This is a genomic window from Xylanibacter brevis ATCC 19188 (assembly GCF_000621725.1).
Lineage (GTDB): Bacteria > Bacteroidota > Bacteroidia > Bacteroidales > Bacteroidaceae > Prevotella > Prevotella brevis.
Map to the genome: position 1 here is coordinate 195,227 of NZ_JHXM01000004.1, position 18,084 is coordinate 213,310.

The following is an 18,084-nucleotide window of genomic DNA, read 5'->3' on the forward strand; positions in this document are numbered from 1 at the left end:
CTCATTATTTTCACTTAAAAAATGAAGTACTACCTGATAGCTGGAGAAGCCAGCGGCGACCTGCACGCTTCAAGACTGATGCAAGAACTGAAAAGAAACGATGACAACGCTTCTTTCCGCTTCATTGGAGGCGACCTGATGGCACAGGTCGGAGGAGAGATGGTGAAACACTATCGCGAACTGGCATACATGGGATTCATCCCCGTATTACTGCATCTGCCCACCATACTAAAGAACATGAAGCGCTGTAAGGAGGATATTCTGCAGTGGAACCCCGATGTTGTCATTCTCGTTGACTATCCCGGTTTCAACCTCGACATCGCTGCGTTTGCACACCTTCTTGGCTTTAGAGTGTTCTATTACATCTCACCCAAGATATGGGCATGGAAAGAATACCGTATCAAGAACATCAAACGCGATGTTGACGAGCTGTTCTCCATCCTGCCTTTCGAGGTTGACTTCTTTGAGAACAAGCACCACTACCCCATTCACTATGTGGGCAATCCCACTGCCGACGAGGTAAAAGAGTATCTGGAAAACAAGCAGAAGGGTGAGCACCACAACGAGATCAAAGGCGACAAACCCATCATCGCCCTGCTGGCTGGCTCCAGAAAACAGGAGATCAAGGACAACCTGCCCATGATGATCCGCACCACAAAGAAATTCGAAAACGACTATGACATCGTGCTGGCCGGTGCACCAAGCATTGACGAAGCTTACTACCAGCAATTCCTGGAGGGTAGCCAAGTCAGACTGATCAAGAACCAAACTTACGCTTTACTCTCGGAAGCACATGCCGCCTTGGTTACAAGTGGAACAGCAACCCTCGAGACGGCCCTTTTCAACGTGCCTCAGGTGGTTTGCTATGAGACGCCCCTCCCCCGACTTATCGGTTGGCTGAGAAAGAGAATCCTGAAGGTGAAGTATATCTCACTTGTCAACCTGGTGGCCAATCGCGAGGTCGTTCGCGAACTTGTGGCCGACTCATTCACGTTCGACAACATACAACACGAGCTGGAAATCATCCTTGATGGTCCAGCCCGTGAGAAAATGCTTGAAGGTTATCAGGAGGTTTGGAGCAAACTGGGCAAAGAGCATGCGCCCGCCAATGCTGCCAAGACTATGCTTCGACTGCTGAACGGCGACGCTCCTGCCATATCTCAATAGAATTGATGATGTTCTGCCACAGGATGTAACAGCCTGGTCCTACACTGGCCAAAGGCGTCAGATAAGTATAAGCCATCCAAATAGCAAAAGCGGTATTTTTCTGACCCAGGCCCTGTCCTGCCTCTTGTGCACGACAAAAAAAATGGCCGATAAAGCGTCCTACAGCAAACTGTATGACGCACAACAACAATCCCAACATTGCTATAGACCCCAGCAATAGTAGTGTTGCCTGAGCGTGAACGATATTCTTGACCGTCGTTCCCGTCACAATCATCAGCGAACAGCCCCAAAGATAGAAAGACAAGTCACGCACCGAGACCACCTTTCTGTGCAGGCTCTGCCAGTAGTGCTTCACCAGGTAGGCCAGCAACATCGGAACCACCAGCAGGGTCACCACCTGATAAAAGATTTTTGTGAAAGCCGACATAAATGAAATATCGGCCGACTTCTCTATCAAGGGGAAGCAAACAGGCACCAGCAGCACCGTCAGGAAGTTTGACAGAAACGTATAGGTAGTCATCTCTTCCAGCGAGCCGCCCAACTTTTGCGTCACCACGGCAGCAGCCGTAGCTGTGGGAGCAATGATACACATCAGCAGTGCTTCCATCAAAACCAGTTTGTCGCCTGTGAAATGAAAGAACAAGACAATAGCCATCACGATGCCAACAAACAGAAGGTTAAAGATGCTCACCCACAAATGCCAACCTACAGGAAGCATCTTATGGAAGTCAACCTTGCAAAAGGTCACAAAGAGTATCAAAAACATAAATAGCGGCAGAATGGTGTTAAACACAGGTTCCATCACCTCTGCAGCACTTTCCAGTGCAGGAACGAAGGCAAATATCAGATAGACAATCGTTCCCATTCCCATTGACACAGGAAGTGTCCAATCCTTTAAAAACTTTATCAATTTCATTCTTCTACTTGAGCTTTTGGCCAATTGACGAGGAACACCTTTTCCGTGGCACGTGTCAGGGCCGTATAGAGCCAGTGCATATAGTCTGGCGTCAACATGTCATCCGTCATATAACCTTGATCTATATATATGTGTGCCCACTGTCCGCCCTGCGCCTTATGGCAGGTGACAGCATAGCCATATTTCACCTGGAGAGCATTATAGTAAACATCCGTCTTTAGTTTCTTCAGTCTGTCAGACTTCAAAGGGATGTCTGCATAATCCTCCATCACCTTATTATACAGTTGTTCGTGTTGCTCACGTGTTAAGGCCGGAGCCTCGGATGTCAGCGTGTCGAGTACCACGGTCGATGTCAGTTCCAAGACAGGGTCAAAGTCGGGGAACTGCAGTGTCACGTCGGCAAACCGGAAGCCATATTCTTCGCGCGTATTTCTCACTCGCTGCACCACGCAGCGGTCACCATTGGCCAGAAACAAGCCGTTCTCACCATAGTGGTTCTTCACAATCATCAGTTGATCACCTCGACACAGTTCCTCTTCACGATCAAGAACAGTATTTCGGATGCCTTGATTATAGATGTTAGCCCGCTTGTTACTACGCGTCACCACCATGGTCTCATCGAGTCCCACCCGGCTATAGCTTGTTGCCAGCGACTCAATCAGTTCGTCGCCGGGCACAATCTGTATGTCGGGAAAACCAGCAATGCGCAACTTCGGCAGCGCCCACACATCCACACTGTGTCGAATCTCTGTGGCATTGTATAAGATGCCCGACTCCTGACTCTGTCGCAGCACCTCGTCCAGTTCCATCTCATACACCCTCATGCCATAGCCACGAAGCACGTCCGACATCAGTGCCGGACTATCCTCCTCGCCCACTGGTGGCAACTGTGCCTTGTCGCCAATCAGCATCAGCCTGCAGTTATGTCCATTATACACAAACTGCATCAAGTCATCAAGCAAGCATCCCGAACCAAAGGTATCGCCCATGCCAGCATTACTGATCATCGAAGCCTCATCAACGAGAAACAGCGTGTCGCTATTCAGATTCGCGTTCAGACTGAATGCCGACAAGTCGGCAGCCGTCTTCTGTCGATAGATACGTCGATGAATGGTAAAAGCAGGATGATGAGCATAACCCGAAAAGACCTTTGCCGCCCTACCCGTAGGAGCCATCAGCACCAGTTTCTGCTTCATGTCCAACAGGGCACGAACAATGGCTGCCGCCAGTGTTGTCTTACCCGTACCGGCAGCACCACGCAGAATCATCACGCACTCTGGGTTCCTATCAAAAAGAAAATCAGCAAAGACGTTCATTGCCTGTCGCTGCTGATTGGTAGGCGCCAGCCCCATGTGCTGTTCAATCTTTATCTTTAGCTCGTCGCTTAACATCCCTGCAAAGGTACGATTAAGTGAGCGAAAATGCAAATTTATTTGCAATTTTCCGAACGTGAGTACCTTCGACGAAGTCAAAGGTACGAATAAGCGAGAACAAAAAACAAATACAAAAAAAAGATGCGCCAAATTGGTACATCTTTTTTTGTGTTTCTTGTTAGCAATTAATTTAAGGATAAAGATTGGCCTTTGCTTTTTATGTCCTTTATCTTTTCGTTATATTGCAAAGATAGAACATTTTTCGATTCCCTCCAAAATATTTTGCAACTATTTTTAAGGAAACTTCGTAATTATTTTCTGTTTCCGAGCACAGCACGAACTTCCTCATACAACAGCTCCACCAAACGGGGCACGCCATACTTTTCAAGGTCTTGTTCTTGCACCCAAATATAGTCTTCGGCCAATTCGGGTCGCACCGCTGTCTCCAGTAAATAGAAATCAGCCAACAAGATACGATGTGTCAACACGTGGCGCACGTCCTTTTTCAGCAACAGGCACTGCTGCAGGTCAATCCCATTATTATCTTCTGCTACAAGATACGGCTCATAGAGTCCTTGCCATATATCTCCGGCTCCACGTCGATGGATGGCAACATAGCCCTTACACCTTATATATACATAAGAGAGACGACGTTCTTTCACCTTCAGCGTTTTCAGTTTCACCGGCAGTGTCCCTACCCTGTCCTCACGAAACGCCACACACGACTCCTGCAGCGGACAACTGCCGCACTGTGGCGACTGTGGTGTGCACTGTATAGCACCGAAATCCATTATTGCCTGGTTGTAGGCAGAAGCCTCTTTGGGTGGAAGTAGCGACTGGGCCAAGGCCGTAAACGTCTTTTTCCCCTCAGTAGTATTGATAGGAGTCTCCACACCGAAATAGCGACTCAGCACCCTATACACATTGCCATCCACCACTGCAGCTGGCAGTCCGAAAGCGATGCTTCCGATGGCCGCAGCGGTATAATCGCCCACACCCTTCAGAGACTTAATCTCGTCGAGTGTATGAGGAAATCCCCCCATTGCCACAATTTGCTTGGCAGCAAAGTGAAGATTACGAGCCCTACTGTAATACCCCAGTCCTTGCCACTCGCGCAGCACCTCATCCTCGGAGGCAGCAGCCAGAGCATCTACCGTGGGCCAGCGCCGCATGAAGCGCTCCCAGTAGCTCCATCCCTGCTTCACTTGTGTCTGTTGGAGGATGATTTCCGAAAGCCAGATGGCATAAGGATCGTGTGTTTCGCGCCAAGGCAGTTCTCTGCCGTTTTCACGAAACCATGCAAGAAGAATATGTGTAAAAGAGGTCATCGGGTCAAAGAGAATTTAAGTGATACACCAAAATCGTGCGTCGTGGTGGGATAGCTGCTCGAAGACAACAGCGGTTTGTTGGTCTGACGATCGTAGTAAGCCGTGATGGTGAGCATCTTCGACAGCGTATAGTCTGCAGCAAATGAAATCTTCAGTGCTGAGTTGCCACTCGATGCCGAACTAACGCCGCTGGCAATATCACGTGTGATGGCAGCCTGATCGCGGAACGAGATATCGACACGAGTATTCAGGTCGTGGTTCACACCCTTGCTGTTCGACGATTGCTGTTTCTTGTTTTTGCTGTCATCCTCTTTCTGATTGCCCTTCGCGTTCTTCACCTTTCGGTGGTTGCCGTTGCCAAAGAGCTTGAAGTTCGAAATCTTATAACCCAAACCAATCACCCAGTCGTTTGAGCGCGACTCGTTGATCTGCACACTCGTCATCGACAGGTTCAGCACGCGCGAGGTCTTGTATTCCACCTTACAAGTCAGGTTGTTGGGGAACGTCACATCGACACCCAACAATGGTGAGAAGGCCTCGTTGATGCTCACCGAAGAGACGTTATAGCGAGACGATGGCGTGTAGGAACCATCGGCAGCCTGCACATAGCCGAGGTCGCCCATATACTCTAGCCAACTGCTATACGACGCATACGAGCCAACGCTGTAGATGCTCTTATACGAGTGGTTCAGGTTGACGCTCTTCAGGTGATCACGCAACCAAGGCAACTTCGACAGTCCGCCATACTTGATTGTCCAGTTGGGCAACAGTCGGGTCAGCGCGGGGAAGATGTCCAGCGAGTTGCCGGCACCCATCGTGTAGGTGGAGAGGAACGCCGGAATCATCACGTCAGCACTGTAGGGATCAACAGGGTTCACTGTGGCATTGCCTACGCCTGCAGAACCAGCAGGATACTGTGCCTGCACACGTTCACGGAAGGCATCCAGACGGTTGCAGAACCTGTCAAACGAAGCAGAATGATAACCATTATTTGCATTGCCCATTCCCTCCAGCGCACTGCGCAGCGAGATGGTAGTCATCGTAAACGAACCGCTGTAGGTGGTGGGGGTGCCTGCATACATAAACTGCACGCTCTTCGACTTGTTGACCGTACGCGTAGCGGTGAGGTCAATCTTCAAGTCGCGCACGGGTTCCAGCGTAGCACGCAGTTGCAGGTCCTCAGTGGCACTGCTTGTAGAAGGTGTAGCCACGCTGTCGGCGCACAACAGCCATCCACGCTCCAACGCCTTGTTCACATAGCCATCGCCTGTCAGACCGAATGCGAAATCCAGACCTGGTGCCAGCACGCTACCCGTGTTCTGACCGAAAGCGTCACCCACGTTAGGAATAAATCCGGGCAATGTCATCGCATACTGGTTGCGGTAGCTCAGGTTGATGGTGCGCACCATCATCAGCACGCGCGACACCTGCTGAGCGGGGTTGTACCACCACTGCTTGTCCAGAGGTTCCTTGGCCATCACGCTCAACTTCAGTGTGTCGGACGTGGCACCCTTTGGCAACCACACCTTGATCTTATTCTCATCCACCGTCTTCCACTTCACGGTGACAGCCTTGCCTTTCGCATTCTTTGCACTTACAATCAGTCGCTTAGACTTCTTACCGTGCTGCACCTCAATGGTCGTGTCGCTTTGCAGCGTCAGTTCCTTCTGGAACGTATTCTTATTTTTCGGCAGTGCTTTCTCCTCCTTGTCGTCTGCCTTATTATCCTTCTGGTTGTTGCGGTTCTGCGCAGCCTTGTTGGGCTTGGTAGTCGTCTTGCGAGCTGCCGAGCTCTGCTTCTTGAATCGCTCGTTGGTCTTCTTCAGGAAGGGGATGTGATTATAGAGCGTCTCCATGTTGAAGCTACCGTTGACGTTCAGGTTGCGATTGTTAGAGATGGTGTTACCCAGCGAGGTACCATCGTCCAACTCCGTACCGCGCAACCAAGAATACGTTGCCGAATAGCTGGCATCAGCCTTCAACCAGTCGAAGATTGGCAACTTATCCAGTGGCACCTGATAGCTGGCCGTGAAGTTCTGCTGATAGTCCAGCGGTGTACCCCAGTGCTTCAGGCTCTGCCATACCGAGTCTTTCCACGCCGTATAGCGATCGGCATAGAGGTCTTTGTTAAGCGGAGTATAGGGCTCTTCAATCTCAGCATGCGTCGCACTCTGGAAGTTCATGTGTAGATTCTTGGTCAGGTCCCATCGCAACTGGAAGTCACGGTTCCACAAGAACTGCTCGCTGAAGGTCAGAGGCAGGTTGGGATTGACGGTATTCTCCAAATCACGCTCCTGCAGTTCGTAGTAGCTTCGCGTCCAGTCTGAGTTGAACGAGATGGTCTGTGGCAGATAGTTCAGTCCCAGTGCTTTCGGGAACTGCATCCACTTCGACTTGCTCTTCGACGACTTGAACGGCTCCCAGGTCTTATAGACCGGTGAATAGCTGTAGTTCAGCGAGCCACGCCACTGGTCGTCGGTCTCCCAAACAGTTGTCTCGCCAGTCGTGCGACGATGCGAGTGACTGTAGGTAAACGAGAAGTTAGCGGGGTCGTAGGGCATCGGGTGACGTTTGTTCTTGATGCCGACGCGCGCATTCGACAGTGAGAAGTTGCGCATCACGTTCTTTGTCACAGCCAGCGACTCGATAGAGTCCTTTTCATGCTGGTTGGCAGCCGACTCCAGAGCGTCGTCGAGCTCCATGTCCGTGTCCAGCGGGTTGTACTTAGGACTAACAATCTCCTTTGTATATGAATAGTAGAGCGGAGCGGTGACCTTCGCCTTGTCGGGGAACAGCTTACCCAGTTCCAGGTTGGCCGTCACCGAGTATGACTTCTGAGTGTCTGTAGAACGCTGCATCACGTTCTCTTCCAGTCCGCCGAAACCATCGCTGACATAGCGGCCAGTGAGGTTCACCGTTCCGAAGTCAGACAGCTGCACATTCATGGCTCCCGATGCGGCCCAACCACCTTCGTTGTTGGTCTCGCGCAGACGAAGCTCGTTCACCCACACCTCGCCCGACTTCATCGTGCTGCTCAGGTTGCGCACACCGATAATCATGGTCTTCACCTCGCCCAGCGACGGGTTACCCACAATGCTGATTTTATTGTTAGGTTTCTCTGGGTCGTAGTCGGTGAACAGCTGTGTATAGGAAGCAAGTCCCTGTGCACGTGCCTTGTTGCGAGCCTTCTTCAACTGTGTGAATACAGACATATTGATGTCGAGCATGTTTTCCAGCGGCCATACCAGCGGACGATCACTGGGCACGTTCCAGCGATAGTTACCCTCGGGTGTGAGCTTCAACGGAATCAGATACTCGTAGTAGTTACTCTTATAGTCGGAACCCAAACGAATGAACACAGCCAACTGGTTGTCTTCCAGTTGCGTGTTGTTGGGTATCAAGGCATTGGCATGCACGAACATCTGCAAGCGCTTATACTGACGCAGGTCCAGGTTGGTGTTCTTATAAACAGCCTTCGACTCGTTCTGCGACAGGTTCTTCACCGTCAAGCAGAGCGACTGCTCGTTGTTCTCGGTGAGCTGTGGCTGAGCGGGGTCGGTGGCACGCGAGATGCCTGGAGGCAACACATAGGCCACGGGCTTACGGTCGGTGTTCTCTTCGATGTTCACCGCACTCATCTCCAGCACGCCCGTTTCAGCACCTGCCGACGTTTGCAGGTTCTGTTTGTACTGGCGCCATTCGCCGCGCACCAGGTCCAGCGAACCGAAGCGCAGCACTACCGGCTCTTCGAAACCGGTCAAGAACATACGCATGAAGCGGATGCTGGTGAAGTCGTTGATGGCACCCACCTTACTGTCGAACTCGGCCAGTGGGATGCGATACTGATACCAGCGCACGGTGAGCGAGTCGCCATTGCGCAACTTCGCGTTGTAGTCGCGGTGGTCCACGATATAGCTGTCTTCCGACTTCACGCCACGGTTGTAGGCCTGCAGCTCATCGTCGCTGATGGGGATGCGATACTGATAGTAACGCTCGTATTCGTTCAACGTGTAGTCCTGGTTGATATCCTCCACGTCAGGACCGGTCTTGTACGACGTGTCGTAGCCCTCGGTCTGGTTGTCGTTGGCGGGCGAGTTTCCCTGAGGGTTGTTGATACGCTTATAGCGATCCATGATGCTGGTGCGCGCTGCATCCAGATCTGTGCCACGATAGTAGTGATAGTCGTCGCCGGCGGGGTCTTTGCGCCAAGCCTGCAGCACGCTGTCGTTGGTCACCACACCGCCAATGGCATTCAGCCAATCCATATAGGCGCCATACTGCTGCTCCTCGTCATCGGTCAATCCGTTCAGACCCACGTCCTGCAACTGGCGCGAGCCCGAGGTGGTGGCAAAGGCATAGGTCTGAGTGGCCTGCACGGGAATCTTACCCCACTGCGTGGTTTCGTATGATGACGTGCCGTCAACGGCCATACCGCTCTCGTAGAATTTCTTACCATCGCGAAGCACATCCTCTGACACCTCTCCCAGGTTCAGGTACAGTTCACCTTTATGTCGGCCTGCCGTACCATCCTTACGGGTGTAGATGTAGGGGTCGAGCAGCCAGAACTCCACATATTCTATATTAGCCTGTTCGAAGTCGGTGGTCTCCAGTCGGCGCATCATGCCACCAAACATCTTGCCAGGATTCTTCAGTGTACCGTCGGCATTCAGCTGGGTGGTCAGGTTGTAAGGGCCACGCTCCTGAGGGTAATAGGCCAGGTTCAGCACCGGCAACGTAGAAACGGCGCCGTTGTACGAAGACTGGTCGCGGTTGGGATAGAGCTCCTTCACATAGACCTCGCGCACATAGTGGTTGGACAACTGTTCCAGGTCGCTCTTGATGTGAGCAGGTGTCAGCGAAGAAGAACGGCGCGTGAAGATAGGATCCACGTTATACCATGCCAGCAAGGCACGGTTATAACCGCTTTTCACAGATGTCTTGTCGTTGGCATCGGGAAACATGCTTGGCACGCTCGACAGCACCCAAGCCTTTGGATCGCTCACGTCGAGCAGGTTTTTGGTGTTCTCGAAGTCATCCAAATACGATGCGTTATCCTGAGTGCCGGTAGGTGTGTGTGCTATGAGTTGTGCAAACTCACCCGTGAAGGTGATTTGCGAAGGTTGCGTACAGTGCAGCAAGGGCAGACGGTCAAGCACGTTGGTCAACCACTGCGACTCCTGTTTCCAGTTGACGTTCAGTCCCCACAGCGTGTTGTTCAGGGGCTCCTCGCCCATGGCCACCTTCGAGGTGAGTGCCTGTTCCTTCAGGTGCAACAGCGTACCGCCCAACGAGAAGTTCTTGCTGAAGTCATACTCCCAGTTCATGCCCAGCATGGTCTTGCGCTGCATGCCGTAGCTGGTGTTGTCTTCCAGCGATACGTTGACGTTTGTGCCAGCATCAATGATGCTCTGGTTCAGGATGGTCACCTCGCCAGCCGAGTAGTCCACCGAGTAGTCGCTACCCTCCTGAAGGGTCACACCACCCGCCGTCACCACCACCGACCCCTGCGGCACGTAGGCAGCACCCAGCGAGATGACATTGGCGCTGGTGCCCTTGTATTGTCCCGACAGCACGAACTTATCCTTCTCGGCATTCTGTTTGGCCACCGTCTTGGTCGAGTCGTAGAGCTGGTCAAAGCAGTATTTCTCAGCCACCTGGCCCATACCCTTCTGCTTCAGGTAGTTACGCAGATAATTGCCGAATGGCTCTGCAGCCGGCAAGAACACGCGTCCGTTGACCACAGTATAGCCTTGAACAAAGTCAAACTGGCCGTTGGAATGAGGCTTCATGTTGGCATCCAGTCGGTCCAATCCCATCACGCGCAACAGGGGCACTGACTTCAGGCTCTCCTCGGGCAGATAGGTCAGGTAAGTACCTGTAGTGTCGCTTTGGTACTTGATGTCCATACGGAATTTCTCTTTCTCTACCGAAGAGGCCAGGTAATAGACGTTCTTCATCATCAGTCGCCAGTTGGCCTGCGATGGGTTGTTGGAGGTGTTCTTCAGTGCCTTCACAAACAGACAGCGGTTGGTCTGTGTGATGTCGGTCGAGAACTCACCCACCTGATAGGTCTGTCCGCCATAGGTATATTCATAGGCCACAGCCAGCACCTGGTCGGTCTGCAACCCCGTCTTCAGCGAGATAAAGCCCAACGCCGTGTTGACCGTGTATTCACTGGAACTCAGCAGGCGGGCACTCGACAACTTTTCGTAGTCGGCACCACCCACCAACTGGCGGTTGGTCTCAAGGATGGCCGTCACGCGGTCCATATAGCGCGAAGCCGTGTCTATCTGGCTGACCAGCTGCGCATATTCTGTGTTGGCCAGGTTGCTGGGCACCTGATAGCCCGTGGCTTGCCACATCGAGTTCTTGATCACGTCATTCTCACCCAAATCACTGAATGCCACGATGTTGCGCGAGTTAGAAGTGGTACCACTCTTGTTGGTCACCCACACCTCGATGCGATTGATCTTCACGCCTGTTGTCATGTTGGGCAACGACTGCATCGAGCGGTCGTAGTTCTGGCGGAAATAATGTGAAAGGAAGAAGTGGCGATTTTCCTCATAGTCGGCCACATCAATTTCGTAGGGGGTGGTCTGCGTGCCGCCTTTCGAGCTGACGCTCTTGGAGGTAGATTTCTTCTGCGACACCACCGTCTGCAGTTTCAGTTTGCCAAACTGCATGTCTGTGCGAATACCAAACAGCGACGAGGCGCCATGCACCAGCGAGTTGTTGGAGGGGAACGACACGTTGCCGGCCTCCACCAGTTTGATGATCTCGTCCTCCTTGCCGTCGTACTTCAACTTCAGGTTCTTCGTGTCGAAGTCGAAGGTAGCGTCGGTGTTGTAGTTCAGGTTCATGTTCAACTTGTCGCCCACCTTACCGTTCACGTTCAGGTTGATTTTCTCGTCGAAGTCGAAAGCCGTGGTCTTACGGTTGCGTATAGGCAGCGACGGGTTCTCGATATTCTTGTGCGTAGCGCCAATCTTCAGCTCTGCCGTACCCTGTGTCTTCACGCGCACGCCGCCAGGACCGAAGATTTTCTCGGCTGGTCCCAGATCGAAGTGCATGTCAGAGAAATCGAACTTATCCTTTCCTGCAGCCTTGGCAGCCTCAGCATCCTTCTTCCTGAAATACTGCTCACGGGCCTTGCGCTCGCTCCAGCGCATATACTCAGCGGGCGTCATCACCACCGGAGCATTCAGGTAGCTGTCGCCTATCTTTGAGCCTATGCGATAAACATTCAAAGAGTCGTCGTATTCCACCTGCAGCTTAATATTGTCTGGCATTCTCAGATCCAATGCGCTGGAGTCCAGATCCTCTACCACCACAGGTGCCGTGTGCTGAATACGCCAGCGGGCATGCAACAAAGAGTCGGGAATGCTCTCATCCTCGACCCTTGCCTTGGGTTGTGCCTTGGGCGCTGTCTTATTGTCTTTCTTGTTGTCGTCCTGTTGCAGCACCTGAGCCGATGCCAGGCCCACCATCAGAACGAGCAACAACATATATATTACGCGTTTCAAAGTGTTCTATGTTGTCGTATTACAATAATGATAACGCAGAACACACCTATTTATTATAAATAGAACGCTTTTTTACATCAAAAAGCAATGGTTTTAACTCGTGAAATGCGTACTATTACAAGGCAATAGCATAAGTATTGCAATGCAATAGTTACGCTTTTAAGTCGAATCTAGCCCCTAGAAAGCTCAATTCTAGACCCTAGATTACTCCATTTTAGACCCTAGATTACCCAATTCTAGCCCCTAGATTACTCAATTCTAGACTCTAGAATGATGTGATCTAGACTTTAGAATCATGCATTCTAGACTCTAGAATCGTGCTTTCTAGACTCTAGAATGACACCAAAACCTATACTTTTGCAAGTCAAAACCTATACTTTTGCGCCTTCATACCTATCGTTTTGGCAGTCGAAAGTACTTGTTTTGCCACACTCCGCAACCAGTTTGGCAATGCCACATGCGCACACCAAGAATCTCACAGCCCGTGGCAAAAAATATTTTTCCAATGAATTGCTTTGAAAGTTCAGAAATACTATATGTCATGTACTAGATTCCTAACTTTTTCGTGTTTTTCTTCGTCTTGTGCAAAATAATTGCTATCTTTGTAGTCCATAAGCTAAGAACCGCTATTATGCCAGTAGACAAACAGGTATTATTGAGATACCAAGTTCTGAACAAATGTCTCAGAAACCGATACAGGGAATACACCATTGACGATTTAGTTGATGAGTGTAATGAGGCATTACGCAAAGCGGACAAACCTAATGTCTCCAAGCGTACCGTTCAGAACGACATCAATTTACTGGAAGCAGATTACGGAATAGTCCTCAACGAGAAGCTAAAGCGTGGACGCCAGCGTCTATACCGCTATGCCGATACAGACTATAACCTACCTCTTTTCCGCATGAACGATGAAGAACGCAATAAGATAGAAGATGCCATCTATGTTTTAAGGCAGTTCGAGGGGGAACCGTTATACGACTGGGTGCGTACCATATTGATGCAGGTAGAAGGAGGACTGTTCGAAGAAAATACTTCACCCGTAGTATCGTTCCAATCGAATATAGACCTAAAGGGTCTTGGGCATTTTAGCAAGCTATTACAGGCAATCCTTACCAAAAGGGTGTTGAAACTAAAATACACGCCTTATGGCAAAGATACACAGACGGTTAATGTTTATCCTTATCACCTGAAGCAGTACAACGACCGTTGGTACCTCATCGCCCAGGCTAAGGGCTATGACTCTTACGCTCACTATGCCCTTGACCGTATTGACAGTTTTGAAGAGATCGCCTTACCTTATAAGGAGTCAGAGATTGATTTCTCAGAATACTTCGACGATGTGATAGGAGTGACAGTCCCTGACGTTGACGCAGAAGATATCGTCATCAAGGTGACAAGCAAGCGTTTTAACTATATTCGCACCAAGCCTCTCCACCTCTCTCAGCGCATCGTCGAGGAGGCCGAGGACTATGTCATTATCTCCATTAATGTCAAGGTGAACAAAGAGCTGGAATCGCTCATACTCTCCTTTGGAGAAGACATAGAAGTCATGGCTCCAGCCAGTTTCAGAGATAGGATTGCGGAGAAAATACAAGCAACGAACAAGAAATACACAGACTAATAAATCAATCAACACACAATGGAACAAGACGTCAAAACATATAAAAATGCTGTTCTTACAAATCGCCAGCCAATGGCGGGCGATTTGTAAAGTGCTGCTGATGAGCCCGTTAAAAGACAAGTGAATCAGGAGACAGTCCCTCGATTCCAGCTGGCACAGTTGACTAGAAAAACAACATCAAAACAGCAAAAAGTCGCTGGAAAAATAACATCAAGTATTGCAAAAGGTGTTTATGGAAAGCAGTAAAAAGAAGGATGAAGACGACAACGAATCATAAATATTTGAACAATGCAGAAAACCTGCACAGTAAGTGAGTAATTTTGCATCAGATTTAAGAAAGTTTGATTTTTAATTTTTATTTGCTTATGTTGAAGTTTTCTGATTTGCGTGTTGACATGAAGAGTTTCGAGAATACATTGGATTCTTTCATGAAACTATTCCCAAACTCTTATATGCCCTTGTTGGTTATGTATCTTACGAGGGAAGGAAAACTCAAACTAGAGTGTGATGTTAAAGATAATAGTCATGGGATTATAGCATCTGTTACTAAAGAAAAATTGACGGAATTCTTTAGTGAAGGTGGACCAGTAATAGATGCCTCTAATATAGCTCTACCGCAAGGAGAAGGTAATGTTAAGAAATTCCTCTCTCAAATGCAAGAGGCAGGATTTGACCTATCTGTGTTTAATCCATATTTATATCTTTGCTCATGTAAATTCGATAACAACTTGGCTCTGGCTATTGATAAAGACAATAACAAAAGTCTATGTAAAGTTATTGAAATAATTCAGAAACACGAGCCTGATCATAAGGAAGAAGCCGCTTTCTGGTATATGCTCTATATGATAATGCAGGAAACAGAAACTTTATACGAGAAAGAGTATCCTGAAGATCCTGCATCGGAGTCTGAAAGTTCTTTGGCAGACTGGGCAAATGAATTTAATAGAATTCTTCAGAGAATTCTGGATTTCTCAGGCGACAAATTATGGATGCAGCCTATTGAACTAACCAAACTTATTCTTTCTCAGAGGTCTGGCGGCTCTATATATAATCCGTTTGCTGGTGTGGCATCATATGCTACGCAAATGCTTATGCCATGTGGTGATGATACGTACAGTTTCTTTTTAAATTGTAGCATAGGTAATCAATACTATGCTGAAGAAATAGACGAATTAACATGGGCAATAGGCAAACTCAGACTTATGGCTCTGTATTCTGATAGTGAGAACTATGATTTAAGTGATTCTGCCGATTGGAGAGGCGGAGTTGCTGGCAACGTGTTAAGTACTCCTCCATTTAGCTTGTCTATAACTAACGAATACGGCAAAAGAGAGCTTGCTGATCATTTCGTTATCCGCCGAGGTATGGACATGCTGGCCAAAGGTGGATTACTGGCTTGTGTAGTACCTTTCTCTTTTTTGACAAGAGGAGATACTGCGGATGTACGCCAAATGATGGTGAATACAGGTTGGCTTGAATCCGTAGTTTATTTACCTTCCGGTATATTTTCCAATACAAATATCAACACTGCAATCATTTTTATCAGGAAAAAAGTGCATGATGATGTTACATTTGTGGATGGTACTAATTGTGCAATCCGTCGTGGCAAGCTGAATATACTTGAAGACGAGAAATTGGCAAATCTATTACACTATAGAAACTATCCAGACTTCTTTCTTTATGATTCAAACTTTTCAATGGAAGATGAGTTGACGAAAAGTGATTTCAACAAATTGAAAACTCATCGCTCAATAGAATTCATCAAGGAAGCAGATTATAATCTAGCTCCATGCGAATACTTCTCTGATGTAATTGAACCATCCAAAGGGTTCAAATTAGTACGACTTGGTGATATTGTTTCTAGCTCTTCTTTGTCTGCAGGTATATCTGGAAAGGGTTTCGTTGTAAAACCGAGCCTATTGTCAGGAGACGGTTTTACGACATTGAATGAGTCTGACTTAAAACTGGAGGATTATGGTAAGGGATTTTACCAAATTACTTCTGATGTGGTTTTCGTTTCTGCAGGCAATAAGTTAAGACCAACTATATTTAAGTATTCAGGAGGTGACGTTGTATATCGTAGAGATATTCTTTATGCTCTTGTGGTTAATTCGGATACAGTATTACCCGAATATCTTGTCTTGGAATTGAAAAAAAGTTATGTTTTAGATCAACTCCGTCTAAAATATAGTGGTTCATCAATGAATCATCTGTCTCTTAACAATCTTCTTTCCATATATATACAAGTGCCTGAAAGAGATCGTCAGGCTCTAAAGGTAGAGAATGAAATTGTTGAGGAGCAGAAACTTCTCCATTTCGCCAGAGTGGAGAAGGAACTGTCTGAGCTTAAGGATAAGCATCATGACGAATATGTCAAAATGTTGCGTCAGCGTAAACATCGAATTCAGCAGGTAATGAATGAGTTTGCGCCAGCTTTTGCCCTCCTTGATAAATGTAGGGAGAAGAATGGCGGAATTCTTCGAGATGATGATATTGTAGCAGCCAGAACAGGTGAAACTGTTAGAAGTTATTTCCATAAGTTGCATACTATCATGCATAAGGTTGAAGATCTTGTTACCAATTTTGTGGATAAAGAAAACTGGGGTACACCATCTATTGTCAATATAGATAGTTATGTAGATGATATCCCTCAGCATCACCTTTCTGATAAATTCGATATACAAACACATCACGACCATGATGTATATATTGAGGAAGAGGGCGAGACTGCTGACTTGAATGATGACAGGTTCGTAAATATTAATCCGGATGACTTGGCTATCATCTTTGACAATATTATTGCAAATGCCTCTAAATGGGGCTTTACAGAGACTATCCGACGAGATTATCGTATTCGATTAGATGTTTCTGATGCTGCTATTGATGGGAAATCCGCCGTTAGAGTATGTGTTTCTAATAATGGCAACCCAATCCATCCAAGCGTAGACAGGAAACGCTTCTTTGACTGGGGCTATGGTTCTGGAACCGGTATTGGAACCTGGCAACTTAAGAATATTGTGGAGCATTATGGTGGTTCCATTAAACTGAATGAGAATCCTGAAGAGACATCAGGCTTCGTTACGGAATATGAGATTGTTTTACCATTAGCTTATGAGGATTGATATGGAAGGTCAGATGAAATTAAATGTTCTCTGGGTTGACGATATGCCCACTAATGAGTTTATGGACGAGGCTTATGAATATGGGCTCTCAATAACATCTGCAACTTCAGTAAATAAGGGCTTGTCGTTGTTAAAAGACAAATCTATTGCATGGGATGCTATCATTCTCGATGCAAATTGCAAATTAACCGACGACGAGCAGGAACAACCTTCGCTAAAGACTCTTAAAGAAGCTATTGGTCAGCTCATCCACATGCGTACAGAAATACCTTGGTTTGTATATACTGGCGGAGATTACGAGGGTGTAGAACATCTGGAATTCATGATAAAAGAACGCGCTTATGATGATAGATTATATTACGAGAAGCCCAAACAACGCTATGATCTTTATAATAATATCAAAAAAGCTGTCGAATCGAGCGAAGCGTATATAGTCCGTCAAAAGCATGCTTCAGTATGCAATTTCTATACTGATTATGATTTGGTTGAATTGCTCATCAATTCAAATAAAGACAGTTTTGTTACAGATACGACTGTCCCTGGTACAGTTCGCAAGATAATCGAAAGAATCTTTAAACATTTGGACACAATAGGATTGTTGCCAGTAGAATTCAAAAGGACAAATCTTGCAGAATGCAGTAAGTCATTAGAAGATATTCCTCAAATAGTTCCAATACATGTTATTCGCTCAATGCACTTCTGTGTGGACGTTTGCAATCCTGGAGCACATGCAACAACAGTACATCAGGACATTGTAAGTAATGTAGTACCGTATCTAAACAAAAGCATTCTACTGAATCTTCTAAATATACTCCATTGGTGTCCCACGATAAAGGAAAGAGATAAGGAAGAAATGAAGGCCATAGTTGCATATTGTCAAAATTGCACCATGAAGGAAAAAGAGAATCGCAGGAAAAAAAATAATCTCGCCTTTGCAGGAAACCTGCATAGAGAAGCGTAAAATAACGTTGAATGAGGATAATACTCGTGTGACATTTGCGTATTAAGAGAATTATTTATATTTTTGCAGA

The 18,084-nt window shown here is 47.8% G+C and carries 8 protein-coding genes; 4 read left to right on the forward strand and 4 right to left on the reverse strand.

What is annotated here, in order from left to right; genetic code table 11:
• The first annotated feature begins 21 nt into the window (after positions 1-21).
• On the forward strand, positions 22-1,167 hold the full coding sequence (gene lpxB / locus T433_RS0103705) for a lipid-A-disaccharide synthase (RefSeq protein ID WP_027454899.1): 1,146 nt from the start codon (positions 22-24) through the stop codon (positions 1,165-1,167).
• Here lpxB and T433_RS0103710 read toward each other — a convergent pair.
• The 4 genes from T433_RS0103710 to sov all read right to left on the reverse strand — a co-directional run bounded on the left by T433_RS0103710 (position 1,121) and on the right by sov (position 12,271).
• Entirely contained in the window at positions 1,121-2,083 is a 963-nt protein-coding gene (locus tag T433_RS0103710; protein WP_027454900.1) for a bile acid:sodium symporter, read from the reverse strand. The genes lpxB and T433_RS0103710 overlap by 47 nt on opposite strands.
• Positions 2,080-3,474 carry an ATP-dependent DNA helicase gene (locus tag T433_RS0103715; protein ID WP_027454901.1) on the reverse strand — a complete coding sequence of 465 codons (1,395 nt, stop codon included), beginning with the start codon at positions 3,472-3,474 and terminating at the stop codon, positions 2,080-2,082. The genes T433_RS0103710 and T433_RS0103715 overlap by 4 nt, the downstream gene beginning before the upstream one ends.
• Before the next feature lie 293 nt (positions 3,475-3,767).
• Positions 3,768-4,784 carry an A/G-specific adenine glycosylase gene (mutY, locus tag T433_RS0103720; protein ID WP_027454902.1) on the reverse strand — a complete coding sequence of 339 codons (1,017 nt, stop codon included), beginning with the start codon at positions 4,782-4,784 and terminating at the stop codon, positions 3,768-3,770.
• Positions 4,781-12,271: a T9SS outer membrane translocon Sov/SprA gene (gene sov, locus T433_RS0103725; protein ID WP_428837369.1), complete on the reverse strand. Its 7,491-nt coding sequence runs from the start codon at positions 12,269-12,271 to the stop codon at positions 4,781-4,783. The genes mutY and sov overlap by 4 nt, the downstream gene beginning before the upstream one ends.
• Positions 12,272-12,938: 667 nt before the next feature.
• On the opposite strand from sov, the gene T433_RS0103730 reads away from it, so the two are divergent.
• The 3 genes from T433_RS0103730 (at position 12,939) to T433_RS0103740 (ending at position 18,014) form a co-directional block, all read left to right on the forward strand.
• Complete coding sequence (locus tag T433_RS0103730) at positions 12,939-13,931, forward strand: helix-turn-helix transcriptional regulator (protein WP_027454904.1); 993 nt, start codon at positions 12,939-12,941, stop codon at positions 13,929-13,931.
• 428 nt (positions 13,932-14,359) lie between these two features.
• Positions 14,360-17,053, forward strand: a complete 2,694-nt coding sequence (locus T433_RS0103735) for an N-6 DNA methylase (RefSeq protein ID WP_162164162.1) — start codon at positions 14,360-14,362, stop codon at positions 17,051-17,053.
• A gap of 1 nt (position 17,054) precedes the next feature.
• Positions 17,055-18,014, forward strand: coding sequence for a hypothetical protein (locus T433_RS0103740; protein ID WP_155808329.1), 960 nt, complete (start codon positions 17,055-17,057; stop codon positions 18,012-18,014).
• Positions 18,015-18,084: the final 70 nt, after the last annotated feature.

What these genes read in the sequence shown, in the direction of transcription:
- lpxB (WP_027454899.1), top strand. Translation starts at nt 22, where the DNA reads ATGAAGTACTACCTGATAGCTGGAGAAGCCAGCGGCGACCTGCACGCT.
- T433_RS0103710 (WP_027454900.1), bottom strand. Translation starts at nt 2,083, where the DNA reads ATGAAATTGATAAAGTTTTTAAAGGATTGGACACTTCCTGTGTCAATG.
- T433_RS0103715 (WP_027454901.1), bottom strand. Translation starts at nt 3,474, where the DNA reads ATGTTAAGCGACGAGCTAAAGATAAAGATTGAACAGCACATGGGGCTG.
- mutY (WP_027454902.1), bottom strand. Translation starts at nt 4,784, where the DNA reads ATGACCTCTTTTACACATATTCTTCTTGCATGGTTTCGTGAAAACGGC.
- sov (WP_428837369.1), bottom strand. Translation starts at nt 12,271, where the DNA reads ATGGTGGGCCTGGCATCGGCTCAGGTGCTGCAACAGGACGACAACAAG.
- T433_RS0103730 (WP_027454904.1), top strand. Translation starts at nt 12,939, where the DNA reads ATGCCAGTAGACAAACAGGTATTATTGAGATACCAAGTTCTGAACAAA.
- T433_RS0103735 (WP_162164162.1), top strand. Translation starts at nt 14,360, where the DNA reads ATGAAACTATTCCCAAACTCTTATATGCCCTTGTTGGTTATGTATCTT.
- T433_RS0103740 (WP_155808329.1), top strand. Translation starts at nt 17,055, where the DNA reads ATGGAAGGTCAGATGAAATTAAATGTTCTCTGGGTTGACGATATGCCC.